Annotated in this window: 12 protein-coding genes; 6 read left to right on the top strand and 6 right to left on the bottom strand. The window is 68.1% G+C overall.

Going from position 1 to position 17,868, the window contains the following annotated elements:
- Positions 1 to 70: 70 nt before the first annotated feature.
- The 4 genes from BIU82_RS02260 to BIU82_RS02245 form a co-directional block, all read right to left on the bottom strand.
- The gene (locus tag BIU82_RS02260) at positions 71 to 808 is read right to left on the bottom strand and encodes an amino acid ABC transporter ATP-binding protein (RefSeq protein ID WP_070347805.1); all 738 of its coding nucleotides are present in this window, start codon (positions 806 to 808) and stop codon (positions 71 to 73) included.
- Entirely contained in the window at positions 805 to 1,569 is a 765-nt protein-coding gene (locus BIU82_RS02255; protein ID WP_070347804.1) for an amino acid ABC transporter permease, read from the bottom strand. Before BIU82_RS02255 ends, BIU82_RS02260 begins: the two co-directional genes overlap by 4 nt.
- A gap of 117 nt (positions 1,570 to 1,686) precedes the next feature.
- Positions 1,687 to 2,622: an ABC transporter substrate-binding protein gene (locus BIU82_RS02250; protein ID WP_070347803.1), complete on the bottom strand. Its 936-nt coding sequence runs from the start codon at positions 2,620 to 2,622 to the stop codon at positions 1,687 to 1,689.
- A gap of 328 nt (positions 2,623 to 2,950) precedes the next feature.
- Complete coding sequence (locus tag BIU82_RS02245) at positions 2,951 to 3,661, bottom strand: 3'-5' exonuclease (protein WP_070347802.1); 711 nt, start codon at positions 3,659 to 3,661, stop codon at positions 2,951 to 2,953.
- A gap of 72 nt (positions 3,662 to 3,733) precedes the next feature.
- Between BIU82_RS02245 and BIU82_RS02240 the strand changes: the two genes are divergently transcribed.
- The 3 genes from BIU82_RS02240 (at position 3,734) to BIU82_RS02230 (ending at position 11,009) form a co-directional block, all read left to right on the top strand.
- Complete coding sequence (locus BIU82_RS02240; RefSeq protein ID WP_070347801.1) at positions 3,734 to 4,150, top strand: MGMT family protein; 417 nt, start codon at positions 3,734 to 3,736, stop codon at positions 4,148 to 4,150.
- Entirely contained in the window at positions 4,147 to 7,443 is a 3,297-nt protein-coding gene (locus BIU82_RS02235) for an ATP-dependent DNA helicase (RefSeq protein ID WP_070347800.1), read from the top strand. Before BIU82_RS02240 ends, BIU82_RS02235 begins: the two co-directional genes overlap by 4 nt.
- Positions 7,444 to 7,562: 119 nt before the next feature.
- Positions 7,563 to 11,009: an ATP-dependent DNA helicase gene (locus BIU82_RS02230; RefSeq protein ID WP_253182664.1), complete on the top strand. Its 3,447-nt coding sequence runs from the start codon at positions 7,563 to 7,565 to the stop codon at positions 11,007 to 11,009.
- 14 nt (positions 11,010 to 11,023) lie between these two features.
- Here BIU82_RS02230 and BIU82_RS02225 read toward each other — a convergent pair whose 3' ends face one another.
- Positions 11,024 to 12,268 (bottom strand): macrolide 2'-phosphotransferase, encoded by a 1,245-nt coding sequence (locus BIU82_RS02225; RefSeq protein WP_070347799.1) that lies wholly within the window; start codon positions 12,266 to 12,268, stop codon positions 11,024 to 11,026.
- Between the two features lie 158 nt (positions 12,269 to 12,426).
- Here BIU82_RS02225 and nudC point away from each other — a divergent pair, with 158 nt between their 5' ends.
- The 3 genes from nudC to BIU82_RS02210 are packed head-to-tail and all read left to right on the top strand — an operon-like array spanning position 12,427 to position 16,185.
- A complete protein-coding gene (gene nudC / locus BIU82_RS02220; protein WP_070347798.1) occupies positions 12,427 to 13,416 on the top strand; it encodes an NAD(+) diphosphatase in 990 nt (329 codons plus the stop codon).
- Positions 13,413 to 15,566 (top strand): ATP-dependent DNA helicase UvrD2, encoded by a 2,154-nt coding sequence (locus BIU82_RS02215; protein ID WP_070347797.1) that lies wholly within the window; start codon positions 13,413 to 13,415, stop codon positions 15,564 to 15,566. Before nudC ends, BIU82_RS02215 begins: the two co-directional genes overlap by 4 nt.
- Positions 15,556 to 16,185: a M48 family metallopeptidase gene (locus BIU82_RS02210; protein ID WP_070347796.1), complete on the top strand. Its 630-nt coding sequence runs from the start codon at positions 15,556 to 15,558 to the stop codon at positions 16,183 to 16,185. The genes BIU82_RS02215 and BIU82_RS02210 overlap by 11 nt, the downstream gene beginning before the upstream one ends.
- Here BIU82_RS02210 and BIU82_RS02205 read toward each other — a convergent pair.
- Positions 16,182 to 17,645 (bottom strand): zinc-dependent metalloprotease, encoded by a 1,464-nt coding sequence (locus tag BIU82_RS02205; RefSeq protein ID WP_070347795.1) that lies wholly within the window; start codon positions 17,643 to 17,645, stop codon positions 16,182 to 16,184. The genes BIU82_RS02210 and BIU82_RS02205 overlap by 4 nt on opposite strands.
- Positions 17,646 to 17,868: the final 223 nt, after the last annotated feature.

Raw genomic sequence — 17,868 nt, 5'->3', positions numbered from 1 at the left:
CGGTTACCGGAACAATCCCTGCCGCGTTCGCAGGGGAATTGTCCGGTAACCGGGGATTTCCTGAAGGTGCTTAGAGCACGTCCGAGAGGAACTTCTGCAGGCGCTCCGTCTTCGGCTCGGTGAAGAGCTGCTCGGGGCTGCCGTTTTCCACCACCACGCCGCCGTCCATGAAGACCACCTGGTTGGATACGTTGCGGGAGAAGCCCATCTCGTGGGTCACCACCACCATGGTCATGCCCTCCTGGGCCAGCTCCGTCATGAGCGCGAGCACGCCCTTGACGAGCTCGGGGTCCAGGGCGGAGGTGGCTTCGTCGAAGAACATCACTTCGGGCTTCATGGCCAGGGCCCGGGCGATTGCCACGCGCTGCTGCTGGCCGCCGGAGAGCGTGGCCGGGCGTACCTCGGCCTTGTGCTTCAGGCCCACCTTGTCCAGCTGTTCCAGGGCCTCGGCCCAAGCCTGGTCCTTGGGGAGCTTGCGCAGCTTCCGGAGGGCAAACGCCACGTTCTCGCCCACGGACTTGTGCGGGAAGAGGTTGAACTGCTGGAAGACCATGCCGATGCGGCGGCGCAGCTCGTCCGGGTTGTCCTTCAGGACCGAACGGCCGTCCAGCAGGATGTCGCCCTGGTCCGGTTCGATGAGGCGGTTCATGACACGCAGCAGGGTGGACTTGCCGGAACCGGAGGGACCGATCACGGACGCCGCGGTGCCTTTCTCCACGTGGATGTCGATACCGCGAAGGACCTTGTTGTGGCCGAAGGCGAGGTGCAGGTTCTTGCCGGTGAGGGATCCGGATTCAAAGTGGCTCATGCGTGGGCTCCCTTTCCGATGACGGCCGCGGCCTCGTCCGGTTCGTGCTTCTGTTCCTTGCCGGTGCGTAGGCGGTTGTCGATGTAGTTCACCAGGTGCGTCAGCGGGATGGTCAGCACCAGGTAGAAGATGCCGGCGGCAACGTAGGGGGAGAGGTTGCCGCTCAGGGAGGCCTGGTCGCGGCCGATCTGGAAGATTTCCCGCTCGGACGCCATGAGGCCCAGGGTGAAGATCAGCGAGGATTCCTTGATGAGAATGATGAACTGGTTCATCAGGGCGGGGAGCACGCGGCGGATGCCCTGCGGCACCACGATCATGCGCATGGACGGGCCGTAGCCGAAGCCCAGGGCCCGCGAGGCCTCAAGCTGGCCCTTGTCCACGCTCTGGATGCCGGAACGGAAGATTTCGCCGATGTACGCCGCGGCCATGAGTGCCAAGGCCGCGATACCCATCGGGTACGGCGTGCTGATGCCGGTTGCTTCACGGAAGAGCGGGCCGAAGCCGAGGCTGATCACCAGGAGGATCAGGATGGAGGGCAGGCCGCGGAAGATATCGGTGTAGATGCGGGCGATCCACCGGGCTACGGGATTGCGCGAGATGCCCATGAGGGCCAGCAGGATACCCAGCAGGGTACCGATCAGTCCTGCGGACAGGGCGATGATCAGGGTGTTGGGCAGGCCCACGGCGAACATGGTGGGCAGGACCTCGCCGATCGCTTTCCAATCGAGGAATGTCTCGCCGAGGCGGGTGAGGGTATCCATGTGACTCCTTGATGTCAGCCGTCCGGCCCGGATCCCTTGGGGCGGGATCCGGGCCGGGCGGTTTTCATGTGTTGTGCAAGGCGATCGGCGCTTGAGGTACGGCGCCGGGAGCGCGGCTTACTTGACCTGGACAGCCTTGCTGCCGGGCTTCCAGCCTTCGGGACGCTGCTCTTCCGCGGTCTTGCGCTCGGGCATCCATTCCTTGACCAGCTTGGTCCAGGTGCCGTCAGCGATCACGGCGTCCAGGCCGGAGTTCAGGGCCTCGACCAGGGCGGTGTTGTCCTTGGCCACGGCGTAGGCCGAGAAGTTCTGGGTGGTGGCGCGCTGCTCCACGATCTTGGTGCCGTCGCCGGCCTTGACCTGGCCCGTGGCCTGCTGGGACGGGGCAACCCAGGCGTCAACCTGGCCGGACTTCAGGTTGGCGAAGACCGTGTTGTAGTCCTGGAAGCGGACCGGCTCGATCTTGAGGGTGTTGGTGACGAAGTCGTCCTGGACCGTGCCCTGGACAACGCCGATGCGCATGCCCTGCTTGAGGCTGTCGAAGCCCTTCACGCTGCCGGATTCCTTGGCCACAACGGCCATGTAGCCGAAGTCGTAGCCGTTGGTGAAGGCGACGGTCTCGCGGCGCTTGTCGGTGGTGGAGATCGAGGAGGATCCGACGTCGAACTGCTTGTTCTTGACCTGGCCGAGCAGGGCGGAGAACTCGGTGGAGACGAACTCGACCTTCAGGCCCAGCTTGTCGCCCACGGCGCGCAGGAGCTCGTTGTCGAAGCCGGTGAACTTGCCGTCCTTGATGAAGATGTTCGGCGGGGCGTCAGAGAGGGTGCCCACCTTGATGGTGCCGTCGGTGATGAGGCCCAGCTTGCTCTTGTCGATCTTGTCCAGTGCCGTGACGTCAGCCGTGGTGTACTTGTCGGCGTTCTGGGCGCCGGCAAGGGCGTCGGTGGGGCCCGAGGCAGCGGGGGACGCACCGCCGCCGCAGGCGGCGAGGGACACGACAAGGGCAGCAGCCACGGGGACGGTGGACAGCCACTTCAGAGCTTTGATTTTCATCAAGCGTTCACTTTCATCGGAATTACAAGGTCTCGGTGACGCGGGCGGGGATGCGGCCGCAGGGTCTTTCGTGGGGCTCAGCAGAACTCGACCCGCCAAAGATAATTATGTCATCCGGGTAGAACGCTCAAAGATTCCGAACATAGTTCGAAACAATGGTCAATATTTCGAAGATTTATTACGCGGTGGAGGGATCTTGCGTGTGAATGCCGCGTAAGAAAACGCAACAGGAAAATTGCGTCCAGGCCGTCGGTGCCTGCCGCCGGGGCCTCGTTCCTGTGACATGCGTCATGCGGGAGCGCGTGTTATGGCGCCCGGAAGCGTGGAGCTAGAAGCCGCCCCGGCTGGCATCCTCCGGAGGAAGCACAGGCCAGTCGCCTTCGATGACGGCGGTAGGTTTGCTCTTTCGCAGGTAGGACTGGAAATCGGCAGCCTGGGCCGCGGCCCAGTCAACCTGGAGCTGGTGGAGCTTGGATGCCGGCATGTGCAGCTTGGGGAACTTGCCCGCCATGGCATCGAGCACGCGCAGCGTGGCCAGGGCATCCGCGGCCGAGGTATGGGCGTTTTCCAGGTCCACACCGTACTCCTCGCACAGCGCGGAGAGCGTGCGCTTGCCCTTGCGGTAGCGGTCCACCTGCTTGTTCATGATGTACGGGTCCAGCACCGGGAAGCGCGTCAGCTGAGGCACGCCGTAGCGGGCGGATTCGGCAGCGAGGACGGTGAAGTCATAGCTGGCGTTGAACGCAATGACGGGAACGCCGTCGTCGAACAGTTCCTGCAGGGTGGCGGCGACCTCCCGGGTGACCTCCGCCGCCGGGCGGCCTTCCGCACGGGCCTTCGCCGTGGTGATGCCGTGGACGTCACTGGCTTCCTGGGGGATTTCGACGCCGGGATCGGCCAGCCACTCGCGCTCCGTGATGACGTTGCCTTCGCCGTCCACCACGGTGATTGAGGCCGTGACGATCCGCGCGGCGCGGGAATTCCGGCCGGTGGTTTCAAGGTCGAAGGCTGCGCGGGGGAGGGTGTTCCAGGAGCTCATGGTTTCACGCTACCGGCACCCCCGGACAAGATTCGAAAGCGACACTGCGGCGGCAGCGGATAGGGTGGAAAGATGCGGATGGAGCTGGTGGAGGCGGTGCTTGGCGTCGTCCGCCTCGTCCCTCCGGGAGCGGTCCTTGCCTATGGCGACGTCGCGGAACTGCTTGGCCACGGTGGGCCCCGCCAGGTGGGGTCCGTGATGAGCCATCACGGAAGCGGAGTGGCCTGGTGGCGGATCCTGAGGTCAAGCGGCGAAGCCCCGCCCGGCCACGAAGCCGAGGCGTTCCGCCGCTACCGTGCTGAAGGGACGGCACTGCGCGGCGATGTCGAACAGTTCGAACGAAGCGGCGAAGGGCGCTGGCGGGTGGATATCGCGGCCGCGCGCTGGTCGCCCACAGAGGCGGACTTCGACAGGATCGACGCGATTTCGGAGGAGCTGGAGCGTCAGCTCCATAAATTGTCAGTGCCCGATGATGAAATGACTGTGTGAGCGTCCCGGTAACCCAACAGCCAGCAAAGCGACTCCGTCTTGTCCCCCCGCGCGGGAACGTCTGCGCGGTGCCCGTTTTGTCCGCGGACCAGGCCGCCGTCGTCGATCTTCCGCACGGTTCCGGCCCCCTCCTGGTCCCGGGAGCACCCGGCACGGGGAAGACCACCGTGCTGGTGGAAGCCGCCGTGCGGCGCGTACAGCGGGACGGCGTGGACCCCGGCCGCATCCTCATCCTTGCCCCCGGCCGGCATGCCGCCTCGGCGCTGCGGGACCGCTTTACGGCGCGGCTCGGCCGGACGCTGAGTACGACGCCGGCACGCACCTGGGCGTCGTACGCTTTCGAGCTGATCCGGCGCGCCAAAGCCGAAGGGGTCCTGCCGCTGCCGCGTCCGCCCAAGCTCCTCTCGGGTCCCGAACAGGACCTCATCATCAAGGAACTGCTTGAAGGCCACAGCCGGCCCGGCCTGGAATTGCCTTGGCCGGAAGACCTTTCCGGAGCGCTGCCCACACGCGGCTTTCGGCAGGAAATCCGCCAGCTTTTCGACCGCATCATCGAATCCGGACGCACCGCGGAGGACCTCGCAGCGCTCGCGTGGGAATGTGACAGGCCGGACTGGATGGCCGCCGCCCGGCTCTACTCGGAGTACCGGGACGTCCTGGATCTCCGCATGCCCGAGGCGTTCGACCCCGCCGGCATCATCACCGCCGCCCGGCAGATCTTCCAGGACGCGCCTGACTTCCTTGCCGCGGAACGCGAACGGCTCCAGCTGATCCTCGTGGACGATATCCAGGAAGCCAACCCGGCGGTCTTCGAACTCCTGGCGGATATCGCGGAAGGCAAGGATGTGCTGGTCACTTCCTCGCCGGACACCGTGGTGCAGGGCTTCCGTGGTGCGCGGCCCGATCTCGTGGCCGAGCTTCCCAGGCTGCTTGGCGGGCAGGGCCTGGCGGAGAAGCCGGTGCGCGAACTGCCGCTGTGGACTGCGCACCGGCAGGCGCCGGCCGTTGCCGACGCCTGGCTTCGCGTGGCGGCGCGCATTTCGCAGCGCCAGGGCGGGCAGCTCGCCCGGCAGCTCGAGCCTGCGGAGACGGACAGCGACTCCGCAATCAGGGGAGAGGGCAGCGCCGAAGCCCATCTCCTGCCGTCTCCCGCCCACGAACTCCGCTACGTCGCCCAGCGCATCCTTGAAGCACAGCTGCGGGACGGCCGGGCTTTCAGCGATATCGCCGTCATCGTGCGCAACGGCGGCCAGCTTTCCCAGCTTCAGCGCTACCTGTCCGGGCAGGGAATCCCGGTCCAGGTCCCGGTGGCGGACTCCGCCGTGCGGGACGAGGTCGCCGTGCGCCCGCTGCTTGAGCTGTACGGCGTGGTGCTGGATCAGTCCAGGCTGACCCCGGAACTGGCGGTTTCCCTGCTGACCTCGCGGATCGGCGGTGCGACCGCCATCGAACTGCGTAGGCTACGGCAGGCCTTGCGCCGGGAGGAACTGCTCGGCGGCGGTGGCCGGGCCAGTGATTCGCTCCTGGTCGAGGCCCTCCTTGAGCCCGGTGCATTGGGCACCCTTGGCATCGAAGGCAGCTCCGCCCGGCGGCTGGCCCGCATGCTCGCGGCCGGCCGGACCGCCCTTGAACAGCCCGGCGCCAACGCCGAAACCGTGCTCTGGGCCCTGTGGAACAGCAGCGGCCTCGCCTCCCGCTGGGCGGCGTTGGCGCTCGACGGCGGCGCGTCGGGAGCCCGTGCGGACCGCGACCTTGATGCCATGATGGCTCTGTTCCACACAGCGGAGCGGTATGTGGACCAGCTGCCGGGCTCGGGCGCGGAGCAATTCCTTGAGTACCTGATGAACCAGGAACTCCCCATGGATACGCTCGCCGCCCGTGCACAGCTTGAAGAAGCCGTGGAGCTGATGACCCCGGCCAGCGCTGCGGGCAGGGAATGGCCCGTGGTGATTGTCGCGGGCCTGCAGGAAGGAGTCTGGCCGAATACCCGCCTGCGCGGCGAGCTCCTGGGCAGCACGCTCTTTGCCGATGCGGTGGAGCACGGGGTGGACCACGCCCTGCAGCGGGGCCCGCTGAGCAGGCTCCGCGATATCCGCTATGACGAGCTGCGGAGCTTCTCCACGGCTGTGTCGCGGGCGCGGGAGGTCCTGATCTGCACGGCCGTGTCCTCGGAGGACGAACAGCCTTCGGCCTTCCTGGATTACGTCGCTCCGCTGGAGCCCGGCCAGTACGCCCGTGGTTACACACCGGTGGAGCGGCCCATGACCCTCCGTGCCCTCGTTGCGGAACTCCGCCAGAAAGTCCAACTCGTCGACATCCCGGGTGGCCTGCGTCCGGCCCGTCCCGGAACGGCGGGCGATCCGGAAGCGGAGGCCGCCGAAGCCGCACGGGTCCTCGCGCACCTGGCAACAGCCGAGCCTCCGGTGGCCGGCGCCCATCCCGACAGTTGGTGGGGGCTCGCCCCGCTCAGCAGCGATGCCGCCGTCGTCCCGGATGGGGGAACGGTCATGGTGTCGCCGTCCAAGGTCGAAACCGTGCACAAGTCGCCGCTGGACTGGTTTGTCCAGGCAGCCGGGGGCGAAGCCGCCACCGACTTCGCCCGAAGCCTGGGAACCTTGGTCCATGGCATCGCCCAGGAACTTCCGGACGCCTCCGGCGCCGAGTACCTTGCAGAATTGGCCCGCCGTTGGCCATCCCTCGGAATGAAGGACACCTGGGAAGGGAAACTGGATTACCAGCGGGCCGAAGCCATGGTCCGCAAGCTTGCCCAGTACATCCTGGTGATGCGCAGCGAAGGGCGGCGCCTGCTCGGCGTCGAACTCGACTTCGAGGTGCCGCTGCCGCCGGTGGGGGAACGCGCCGCCATGCTCCGCGGCCAAGTGGACCGCCTGGAGATCGACGCCGAGGGCCGGCTGGTGATCGTGGACCTGAAGACCGGCAAGCGGCAGCCGGGCAAGGCTGAACTCGCACGCCATCCGCAGCTGGGTGCCTACCAGGCAGCGGTCCTGGAAGGTGCCTTCGACGAGGAAGGGTCCTCCGAGGGCGCTACTCCCGGCGGTGCCGTGCTGGCACAGCTTGGTACCAAGACCAAGTCCCCGGGAATCCAGGCCCAGGACGCGCTGGATCCCTCGGACAACTGGGCGCGGGACATGGTCAACGAAGCCGCCGTGCTGATGTCCGGCTCCACCTTCGAAGCCCGGCATGACCCAGCCAAGGGGGGCCATGGCGGCCACGGTTGCCGCCTCCCCGAAATTTGCCCGCTCTGTGCCCGAGGAAAGCAGGTCACCGAATGACGATCGACACCCTGGCCCCGGCGTTCGGTGGAATTTCCCCGGAGCCGGTGGACTCCGGTACCGGGCGTGCCGACGGCGTTCCGGCGCCCCGCTTCAGCCCCGGCGAACTCGCCGCGATCATGGGCGAAAAGAACCGTCCCACCGATGAGCAGGCGTCGATCATCGCTTCGCCGTTGTCCCCGCGGCTCGTCATCGCCGGGGCAGGGTCCGGGAAGACCGCCACCATGGCCGACCGTGTGGTGTGGCTCGTGGCCAACGGCTGGGTGCGGCCCGAAGAGGTCCTTGGCGTCACCTTCACGCGCAAGGCGGCAGGGGAACTGGCCAGCCGCATCCGCTCGAAGCTGGCCACCCTGCAGCGGATCGCCGTCGCGGAGCCCGGGCGTCACGGCTTTCCCGAATGGCTGGCCGGATCCGATGAGCTGGAACCCAAGGTTTCCACCTACCACTCCTACGCCAGCGGCATCGTGTCCGACTACGGTTTGCGCCTGGGAATCGAACGCGACGTGGTGCTCCTTGGTGCGGCCCAGGCTTGGCAGCTGGCCAGCGAAGTCGTGGAAGGCTACGACGGCCCGTACGAGCACTTCACCGCAGCCAAATCCACGCTGGTCAACGCGGTGGTCCAGCTCGCCGGGGAATGCGCGGAACACCTCCGCGAACCCGGCGAGGTGCAGTCCTGGCTGATGGACCGGGCTGCGGAGTTCAGCCGGCTGCCGTACCAGGCCGGTGCCAAGAAGAACCCCACCCAGGCGGCCATCGAACTCCACGGCATGCTGCTGACCCGCGCCAGCGTGGCGGACATGGTGGGCCGTTACCAGGCCGCCAAGCGGGAACGCGGAGTCCTCGACTTCGGCGACCTCGTGGCGCTCGCGGCGAAGATCGCCCGTGAGGTGCCCGTGGCGGCGGCCACCGAGCGTTCCCGGTACAAGGTGGTGCTGCTCGACGAGTTCCAGGACACCTCGCATGCCCAGCTCGTCCTTTTTTCGCGGCTTTTCGGCGGAGGACACGCCGTCACCGCGGTGGGCGATCCGAACCAGTCCATCTACGGCTTCCGCGGTGCCTCCGCCGGCCAGCTCTTCCACTTCGTGCAGGAATTCCCTGCGCGCACTGATGCCGGTGACGGAGCGGCCTCTTTTGCTCCGGCGCCCGTTTCCTACCTGACGACGGCGTGGCGCAATGGCCGGAACATCCTCGCCACGGCGAATGCCATCTCCGCCCCGCTCAACGCCGCCTCACGCGGTCCGGCGGGCGAGCGGAGCGCCGGGGACGACGCACACGGCGGCGGGGGCGGCAGTTCCATCGGGGTTCCACCGCTGCAGCCGAGTCCGGCAGCGGTGGATGGCAACGTCGTGCTCGGACGCTTCGCTACCGATGAAGACGAAGCCACGGCAATCGCCGCCGATGTCCTGCGCTACCGCCGCACGATTTTCGAAACGGACCCAGCCGGGCAGCCGGTGCCGCCGAGCATGGCAGTCCTGTGCCGCCGTCGGGCCCAAATGGAAATCCTCCGCCGCGAATTCGAGCGGCAGGGGATTCCCTACGAAATCGTAGGCCTGGGTGGCCTGCTGGACACGCCGGAGGTCGTGGACCTCGTGGCAACGTTGCGGGTACTGGCCGATCCCGGCCGCTCGGATTCCCTCATGCGCCTGATCGCCGGGGCCCGGTGGCGGATCGGTCCGGCGGACCTCATGGCTTTCCAGGACTGGTCCAGGTTCCTGGCCCGGCGCCGGGCGCAGGCAGGCAGCAATGCTGATGCCCTCGCCGCAGAACTGGCCGCGGACGAAGACGCCGCCCCGGCCGTCGTCGAAAGCGACATCACCGATGCCGCAAGCCTGGTCGAGGCACTGGACTTCCTGCCCCGGCCCGGCTGGACCTCGGCCCACGGACGTTCCTTGAGCGAGGCGGCGCAGGAGCGGCTCGCCCGCTTGTCCGCCGAGCTGCGGAACCTGCGCGGCTTCCTGGGCGACGACCTCACCACCCTCCTGGGCGAAGTGGAACGGGCCATGCTGCTCGACATCGAAGTGGCCGCCAAGCCCGGGGTGAGCATCCACCAGGCCCGCCGCAACCTGGATGCCTTCCAGGACGCCGCGGCAAGCTTCCTGCAGACCTCCCACCGCGTGGACCCGCTGGCGTTCCTGTCCTGGCTGGAAGCCGCGGCCTCCGAGGAAGGCGGCCTGGACGCCGCCGCGGCGGAGGTCAACCACGACGCCGTGCAGCTGCTGACGGTCCACGCCTCCAAGGGGCTGGAATGGGATGTTGTCTTCGTCCCCGGGCTCAACGCCGGCGCGTTCCCCAGCAACCGTGATTCGCGCTGGAGCAGCGGCACTGCGGCGCTTCCCTGGCCCTTGCGCGGCGACCGCGCGGACCTGCCGCAATGGGACCTTGACCAGCCGGACCAGAAGAGCTGCCTGGACGCGGAAAAGGACTTCAAATCCGAGGTCCAGCATCACGGCGAACAGGAAGAACGCCGCCTCGCCTACGTCGCTTACACCCGGGCCAAGTTCGTGCTGTGGGCGTCGAGCGCCGCGTGGAACGGTTCGCGTGCCGGGATCGCCGAGGTGTCGCCTTTCCTGGCCGAGCTCGCGCCGCTCGCGGAAAACCCCGACGCCGGTGCTTCCGCCGCCATCCATCCCGGTTCCCTGCGTGAGGATGAACTGCCGGCCGAGAGCCCGCTCACCGTGGCCGCCGAACTCGCCGTCTTCCCGTACGACCCCCTCGAAGGCCCGCACGATCCGCGCACCGGGGAAAGGCTGCGGAACGTTCCCGGCCGGCGCTCCGCCATGGACGCCGCGGCCGCAAGGGTCAGGCATGCCATCGAACGGCTCCTGCCGGGGGAACCGCTGTGCCCGGAAAGCGATGCAGCGCCGGTTCAGGGTGTGGGCGGACATGCCGTGACCGGATGGGCTGCGGAAGCGGACCTCCTCCTGAAACGCTCCCGCATGCGGAAACCGGTCCAGGAAGTACACCTGCCCGGACACATCTCCGCCTCCATGTTCGTGGAACTGGGCGACGACCCGGAGGCCGTTCTGGCCCAGCTCCGCCGCCCGGTGCCCCGTGAACCGGGTGCGGCGGCACGCAAGGGAACCGCCTTCCACTCGTGGGTCGAAGAGTATTTCGGCACGAGCGGCATGCTGGACTTCGGCGAAGAATCCGGTGCCGACGCCCATATCGATGCCGCCTACGGCCTCGATGACATGGTGCAGACCTTCAAGAATTCGGAATGGGCGCACCGAGCACCGGCCTTCGTGGAGGTGCCGGTGGAAACGGCGATCGGCGGGGTGGTGGTCCGCGGCCGGATCGACGCCGTCTTCCGCAATGCCGACGGCAGCTGGGAACTGGTCGACTGGAAGACCGGACGCCGCCCGTCGGGCAGCAGGCCCCGCAGCCGTTCGGTGCAGCTTGCCGTGTACCGCCTGGCGTGGGCCCGTTTGATGGACGTGCCGTTGGAATCGGTCAGCGCGGCTTTCTATTACGTTCCGGAGGATGCCGTCGTCCGGCCGCACGACCTTGGCTCCGAAGCCGAACTCGAAGCGGTCATCGAGTCAGCCCTCGCTGATCCGGCAGCTTAGCCGCCGGGCGCGCCTTAGCTGCCGGTCGCGTCTCCGGAGCCCGCCAGCGGCACGATCCGGATGGCCGCCGTCGAGGTGTCCGGGGCCGCTGCCGCGCTCCCGGGCTCGGCGGAAGCGGCCGTATTGTCAGCGGAATCGTTGCCGGCTGCGGGAATCGGGGCGACGGTCACGGCCGGCGCAGGCGGTTGCACCGGCGAGGGCACAGGGCTGACGCTGACGACGGCGGGCGGCGCGGCCGCCGGAGCTACGGGAGCTGCACCCGCGGAAGCCCCGGTTGCCGGAGCTCCAGTGACAGGCACGCCGGCCGGAACGGCCGCCGTCTCCGGAGCATCGTCGTCGGCGGCTTCCTGCTCGCCGATGTCGTCCGCGAGGGACTTCAGCATGGCTTCGGCCTCCGCGGTCATCGCGGCGTGGCCCGCAGCGAGGGCCTTCACCAGGTACTGGGCGAGCGCGAATTCGGCCAGGAGCGCGGCCCTGCGGAGCAGGTGCTCGTCGGCCTTGTCCCGGCGCGCCGCGGTGTAATGGCGCAGGACGGCGTCCACGAACGATTGCTCGTTGGAGGCCACCAGCCAGGCGAAATCGTCGGCAGGGTCACCGATGCGCAGATCCGTCCATCCGGTCAGCGCGGTGACGCGCTCGCCGTCCACCAGCAGGTTGTCCTCGTGCAGGTCCCCGTGCACGACACACGGGTTGAACCGCCACAGGCCGATGTCCTCCAGTGCGTGCTCCCAGCGGCGGAGCAGGAGCGTGGGAATCTTCCCGGTGGTCGCTGCCTGGTCGAGTTCGTTGAGCTTGCGCTGACGGAACTCATTGGCCGTGTAGCTGGGCAGGTCCGCGTTGTTGACCAGGGCCTGCGGCAGGTCGTGGACGGCGGCCAGGGCCGTGCCGATCTCCTTGGCCAGGGTGTCACTGCATGCGGAGAGCTCCTCGATGCTGCGCGTCGAGCCGGCCAGGTGTGTGTAGACAAAGGTGCTCAGCGAGCCCTGCCGCACGGTTCCGGCGATAGTCGGCAGCAGGAAAGGGAGCTCCGCGCGGATGGCAGGGGTGAAAGCCCGCAGGACCATGAACTCGGTCTCCAGCCGGGTGCTCGCCTCGGCGTGCCTCGGTGAGCGCACCCGCCACCGTTTGCCGTCGGCGTCGAGCAGAAGCGCCGAATCGAAATCGGCGGCGTCGTCCGGGGCGGAAGCAGTGGCTGTCGGCGCCAGGCCGGGCACTGCCGCTGTTGCAATGGCGGCCAGTTCGAGCGGTGTTCTTCTCACACATTCCACGGTAGGGTCAGCGGGCGCCGTCGGGGCGGTGTCCCTGCGGCGAGTCTCCAGATCCGCCCGAAAAGGAGCACCGAACAGTCCGCGGTGGAGGCACGGGGCCCTGATCAGGGCAAATGTTATTTGTCGGTGCGAGTCAGTACGGTAGGTACATGAGTTTTACCGAGTTCCGGACGCCGGCGAACCACCTCACGGACACGCTCCTTCCGGTTCCGCCCGCCATGGTTGACAGGGCATCTGCCGAACGCGTCAAGCCCGGAATGGTCGAGGAGATCATTGCGTCCGGAACCGCCAAGGCCATGGTCCTCGCCGGACGCCAGGCACTCGTCGAAGGAGACGGGCTCTGGCTGGGTGATGCCGCCCCGCTGCTGGCATCCCTCCAAGCCGGCTCCGGTGCCCCGGTCACCACCATCTACCTGGGCAGGACGCTCAGCGACGCCGCACACTCGCGGGACACCCCGGTGCTGCTCCTCGTCCCCGGCACTGTCCCGGAACCCGGCACGGCGGGCGTCCCCGGCACAGCCTCCTGGATCGGTTTCCGGGAAATGGCCGCCCGCCTGGACGCCACGGACACCGCCTTGTTCATCCAGGCCAGCGCCATCGCCAACTGGCATGCCACCCATACCCACTGCCCGCAATGCGGCACGCCCACGGACATCGAAGCCGGAGGCTGGGTGCGGCGCTGCCCCCGGGACAACTCAGAGCACTATCCGCGCACCGATCCCGCAATCATCGTCACGGTCGTCGGCCCGGACGGCCGCGTCCTCCTTGGCGGTGGCGGCCCCGCAGGATCCATCAACCACTCAACGCTTGCCGGTTTCGTGGAGCCCGGTGAATCGCTGGAACAGGCCGTGGTGCGCGAGATCGCCGAGGAAGTCGGCGTGCGCATCAGCAGTTGCCAGTATCTTGGTTCTCAGTCCTGGCCGTTCCCGGCCTCGCTGATGCTGGGGTTTACCGCCTTCACCGAGGACACCGAGCCAAGGCCCGACGGCGTGGAGGTCACCAGGGCGCGCTGGTTCAGCCGCGAGGAACTCCAGGATGCCGTGCTCTCCGGGGAGATCACCATCCCTTCCCGGCTGTCGATTGCCCGATCCCTGATCGAGCACTGGTACGGCGGCACCATCGAGGAACCCGCCAAATGACGGCTGCATCGGCCGGCCCCGGCGGCTCTTTGGAAGAACGCATCCTGGGCGGCCTCGACGCCGAACAACGTGAAGTCGCCAGCACACTGAACGGCCCGTTGTGTGTCCTCGCCGGCGCCGGAACGGGAAAGACCCGCGCCATCACCCACCGGATTGCCTATGGCGTGCATTCCGGGGTGTACAGCCCTCAGCGGCTGCTTGCCGTGACCTTTACCGCCCGCGCCGCCGCCGAGATGCGCAGCCGCCTCCGGGACCTCGGCGTCGGGAACGTGCAGGCCCGCACGTTCCACGCCGCAGCCCTGCGCCAATTGCAGTTCTTCTGGCCGCAGGCCATTGGCGGCACCCTGCCGAACCTGCTGGACCACAAGGCCACCATGATTGCCGAGGCCGCACGCCGCCTGCGGCTCAGCACGGACCGCGCCTCCATCCGCGACCTCGCCGCCGAGATCGAATGGGCCAAGGTGTCCATGCTTACCCCGGCCAACTACCTGGAGAACGCGCAGGGACGCGGCACGCCCGGCGGCTTCGACCTCACGGCCGTCTCCCGGGTGTTTCAGGCCTATGAAGACATCAAGACGGACCGCAACGTCATCGACTTCGAGGACGTGCTGCTGATTACCGTGGGCATCCTGCAGGAAGATCCGAAGGTGGCCGCGACCGTCCGTGAACAGTACCGCCACTTCGTGGTGGACGAATACCAGGACGTCTCGCCCCTGCAGCAGCGCCTCCTCGAATTGTGGCTGGGGGAGCGCGACGAACTGTGCGTGGTGGGCGACGCCAGCCAGACCATCTACTCCTTCACCGGTGCCTCACCCAAGCACCTGCTGGGATTCAAGAAGCAGTTCCCCGAGGCCACGGTCGTCAAGCTGGTCCGCGACTACCGTTCCACCCCGCAGGTGGTGAAGCTCGCCAACGATCTGCTTGGTTCCCGCCGCAGCGGGGGACCTGCTGCCGACGCCGCCTGGGCGAAGCCCCTCCAGCTTGTGGCACAGCGGCCGGCCGGTCCGGCACCGCGGTTCATGGAATGCCCCGATGACGAAGCCGAGGCCGCCGTGGTGGCCGGCCGCATCCGGGAACTGCTCGACGCCGGAGTGCAGGCCAGCGAGATCGCTGTCCTTTTCCGGACCAACGGCCAGTCCGAAGCCTACGAACAGGCACTTGCCTCCGCCGGCATCGGGTACCAGCTCCGCGGCGGTGAGCGGTTCTTCGCCCGCAAGGAAGTGCGCGATGCGATCCTGCAGCTGCGTGCCGCCACCCGGGCTGCAGCGGACACTGCCGGTGAACCGCTCGGCCAGCTGGTCCGCGATATCGTGTCCACCCTCGGCTACACCGACTCCGCCCCGCACGGCGGCGGTGCCCTGCGGGAACGCTGGGAATCGCTCGCTGCGCTGGTGGCCCTGGCCGATGAACTCGTGGCCAACCGGGGCCCGGAATTCAACCTGGCAGCGTTCGTCAACGAACTCCAGGAACGCTCCGTCGCCCAGCACGCCCCCACGGTGCAAGGCGTCACCCTGGCCTCCTTGCACGCCGCGAAAGGCCTCGAATGGGACGCCGTGTTCCTGGTGGGCCTGAGCGAAGGGCTCATGCCCATTTCCTTCGCGGACACACCGGAGGCCGTGGACGAAGAACGCCGGCTCCTCTACGTCGGCATCACCCGCGCCCGCGAACACCTCAGCCTTTCCTGGTCCACGGCCCGCACTCCGGGCGGCCGGGCCAACCGCAAGCCCTCCCGTTTCCTCGACGGGCTGCGTCCCGATTCGGTGGGCTCGGCCAGCGCCCGCAGCCGGCCGCTGCCGCGCCGCAAAGCCGCTGCCCCGGCGTCGTGCAGGGTGTGCGGAAGCATGCTCGCCACGGGCGCCGAACGCAAGATCGGCCGCTGCCGGCAGTGCCCGGCCAGCTACGAGGGACAGACCTTCGAGGCCTTGCGCCAGTGGCGAAAGGACGAGGCCAGCACGGCCGATGTCCCGGCATTCGTCGTGTTCACCGACGCCACCCTCACCGCCATCGCCGAGGCCCGCCCGGCGAGCCTTGAAGAACTTGCCACGCTGGCCGGCGTCGGGCCCTCGAAACTCGAAAAGTACGGCGAGGCGGTCCTCTCCGTGCTGGCCGAATCCGTTCCGGCCGAAAGCGGGCACGGCCATGAGGGCTGAGGGAGCGTCCGCAACGGGTGGGCTGACTACGGATGAGGGCGCTCCCGTCGTCGTGCGCCGTTCCGCCCGGCGCCGCCGCACTGTGGCCGCTTTCTGGGAGGACGGAACCGCCGTCGTCGCCATTCCGGCGTCGTTCACCCGGGCCCAGGAACGCGAATGGGTGGGCCGGATGCTGGAGAAGCTCAAGCGGCAAGGGGAGCGGCGGGCGCGCGGCGCGGGGCGTCGTCGGCCCTCCGGGGACGCGGAACTCGCGGCCCATGCGGCCGAACTGTCCGCCCGGTACCTCGGTGGCCGGGCAGTCCCGACGTCGGTGCGCTGGGTGGGGAACCAGAACTCGCGCTGGGGTTCGGCTACTCCGGCGGACGGCAGCATCCGGCTGTCGGACAAACTGAAGCCCATGCCGCAGTGGGTGATCGACTATGTGCTGCTGCATGAGCTGGCACACCTGCTGGTGGCCGGGCACAACGCCGCCTTCTGGCGCCTCCTTGAGGCCTACCCGGAAACGCAACGGGCGAAGGCTTTCCTCGAGGGAGTAGCCTTCGCCACGTCACGGGGCCTTGGCCGGGACACCGGAGGTCCGGGGGATGCCGGGGTCCCCGGAGACGACGCCGGCTGCTAGGCCTTCGTGTCCCCGGCGCCGGAGTCGTCGCCGTCCTCGGAGCTGTCCTCGCCGTCGGCTGAACTGTCGGCTGAACCGTCTGCTGCCTGCGCGGGTCCGGCAGGATCAGCGGGGAAGTCGTAACCGCCGCTCAGCAGCTTCTGCAGGGCATCGTCCACTTCGCTGTCGCTGGCTTCGGCCAGGCGGCGGCGCTCGGAGAAACCCTGGGGATCGTCGAGGTCTTCGGCGGTCGGCAGCAGGTCCGGGTGCTGCCAGATGGCGTCGCGGCCGGCGATGCCGCGTTCTTCCTTCAGCACGGACCACAGGGTGGCCGCATCGCGGAGCCGGCGCGGCCGCAGCTCCAGCCCCACCAAGGACGAGAAGGCCTGTTCGGCCGGACCGCCGGTGGCGCGGCGCCGGCGCACGGTCTCACGCAGGGCGGACGCCGAAGGCAGCATCTTCTCGGTGGCGGCGGCGGTCAGCTCATCCACCCAGCCCTCGACCAGGGCCAGTGCGGTTTCGAGCTTTTCCAGCGCCGCGGACTGGGCAGGCGTCCGCTCGGGTGTGAAGACGCCCTGGGACAGCGCTTCCTGGATGCCTTCGGGGTTGCTGGGATCAAGGTCGCGGGCGAGGTCTTCGATACGGCTCATGTCGATGTGGATGCCGCGGGCGTAGGCTTCGATCGCGCCGAGGAGGTGCCCGCGCAGCCACGGCACCTGGACGAACAACCGGGCATGCGCGGCTTCGCGGACGGCGAGGAACAGCCGGATGTCGTTCTCCGGAACGCTGAGGCCCTCACCGAACTTGGCCACATTGGAGGGCAGCAGCGCCATTTCAAGGTCAGCCAGGGGCACTCCGATGTCTGTGGAACTGACAACGTCTGCGGACAGCGCGCCGATGGCCTGCCCAAGCTGCATGCCGAAGATCGCGCCGCCCATGTTCTGCAGCATGGAGGACGCGCCGCCCATCATGGACTTCATTTCCTCGGGCATCTGCTGGGTCAGTGCATCGGAGAGGGCATTGGCGATGCTGTTGGCCACGGGCTCGGTCAGCCGCTTCCACGTGCCCAGGGTCGCTTCGACCCATTCGGCGCGGGACCAGGCATGGCCGATCAGCCCGGTGGCCTGCAGATCGGTCACGGGGTCGAGCCACAGCTCGGCCAGGCGGAGGGCCTCATCGATTTCGCGGCTTTGCGCGGCGGTCACGGAAGGATCGCTGCCGGCGGCGGCCACGCGGCGGGCATTGTCGTGGGCAAGCTGCCAGTTGACGGGGCCTTCGGAGCTGGCGCTCATCATGGCCTGGACCTGGGAAAACATCTGCTGCAGCAGGGCCGGATCGTTCGGCAGGCCGGCTGCCTTGGCCAGCTCCGAGGGGTCCATGTCGCCCATGCCTTGGCCGCCCATCAGGTTCTTCAGCATCTCTGCCAGGGGATCCTGGGGCGAGTCGTCCCCGTTGGAGGGCGTGTTGGGCTTGGAAGTCATGGTGCCGCCGATCGTCGTTGCTGACTGGTGATCACCTTCAAGGTACCGCCCGGGGCGGGGGCTGTCTGCCTTGCGGGCCGCCCGTTCGCTCTAGGCAAAGCAGCATGGGAAGGCCCGGGCATCGTAGGGTGGGACGTTGAGAAGGGTGCCCGGCGCGCGGCGTCCGGCAACACGACTTTGCGCACCTCGCGGTGCGCTCGGAGAGGCCATTCAGTGAACACAT

It is taken from the genome of Arthrobacter sp. SW1, assembly GCF_001766675.1.
Classification (GTDB): domain Bacteria; phylum Actinomycetota; class Actinomycetes; order Actinomycetales; family Micrococcaceae; genus Arthrobacter.
This window is presented reverse-complemented; position numbering and strand designations above follow the sequence as displayed.

Excerpts from the sequence above, each read along its gene's own strand:
- BIU82_RS02255 (WP_070347804.1), bottom strand. The coding sequence starts at position 1,569 with ATGGATACCCTCACCCGCCTCGGCGAGACATTCCTCGATTGGAAAGCG.
- BIU82_RS02205 (WP_070347795.1), bottom strand. The coding sequence starts at position 17,645 with ATGACTTCCAAGCCCAACACGCCCTCCAACGGGGACGACTCGCCCCAG.
- BIU82_RS02245 (WP_070347802.1), bottom strand. The coding sequence starts at position 3,661 with ATGAGCTCCTGGAACACCCTCCCCCGCGCAGCCTTCGACCTTGAAACC.
- BIU82_RS02240 (WP_070347801.1), top strand. The coding sequence starts at position 3,734 with ATGCGGATGGAGCTGGTGGAGGCGGTGCTTGGCGTCGTCCGCCTCGTC.
- BIU82_RS02230 (WP_253182664.1), top strand. The coding sequence starts at position 7,563 with ATGGGCGAAAAGAACCGTCCCACCGATGAGCAGGCGTCGATCATCGCT.
- nudC (WP_070347798.1), top strand. The coding sequence starts at position 12,427 with ATGAGTTTTACCGAGTTCCGGACGCCGGCGAACCACCTCACGGACACG.
- BIU82_RS02215 (WP_070347797.1), top strand. The coding sequence starts at position 13,413 with ATGACGGCTGCATCGGCCGGCCCCGGCGGCTCTTTGGAAGAACGCATC.
- BIU82_RS02250 (WP_070347803.1), bottom strand. The coding sequence starts at position 2,622 with ATGAAAATCAAAGCTCTGAAGTGGCTGTCCACCGTCCCCGTGGCTGCT.
- BIU82_RS02260 (WP_070347805.1), bottom strand. The coding sequence starts at position 808 with ATGAGCCACTTTGAATCCGGATCCCTCACCGGCAAGAACCTGCACCTC.
- BIU82_RS02210 (WP_070347796.1), top strand. The coding sequence starts at position 15,556 with ATGAGGGCTGAGGGAGCGTCCGCAACGGGTGGGCTGACTACGGATGAG.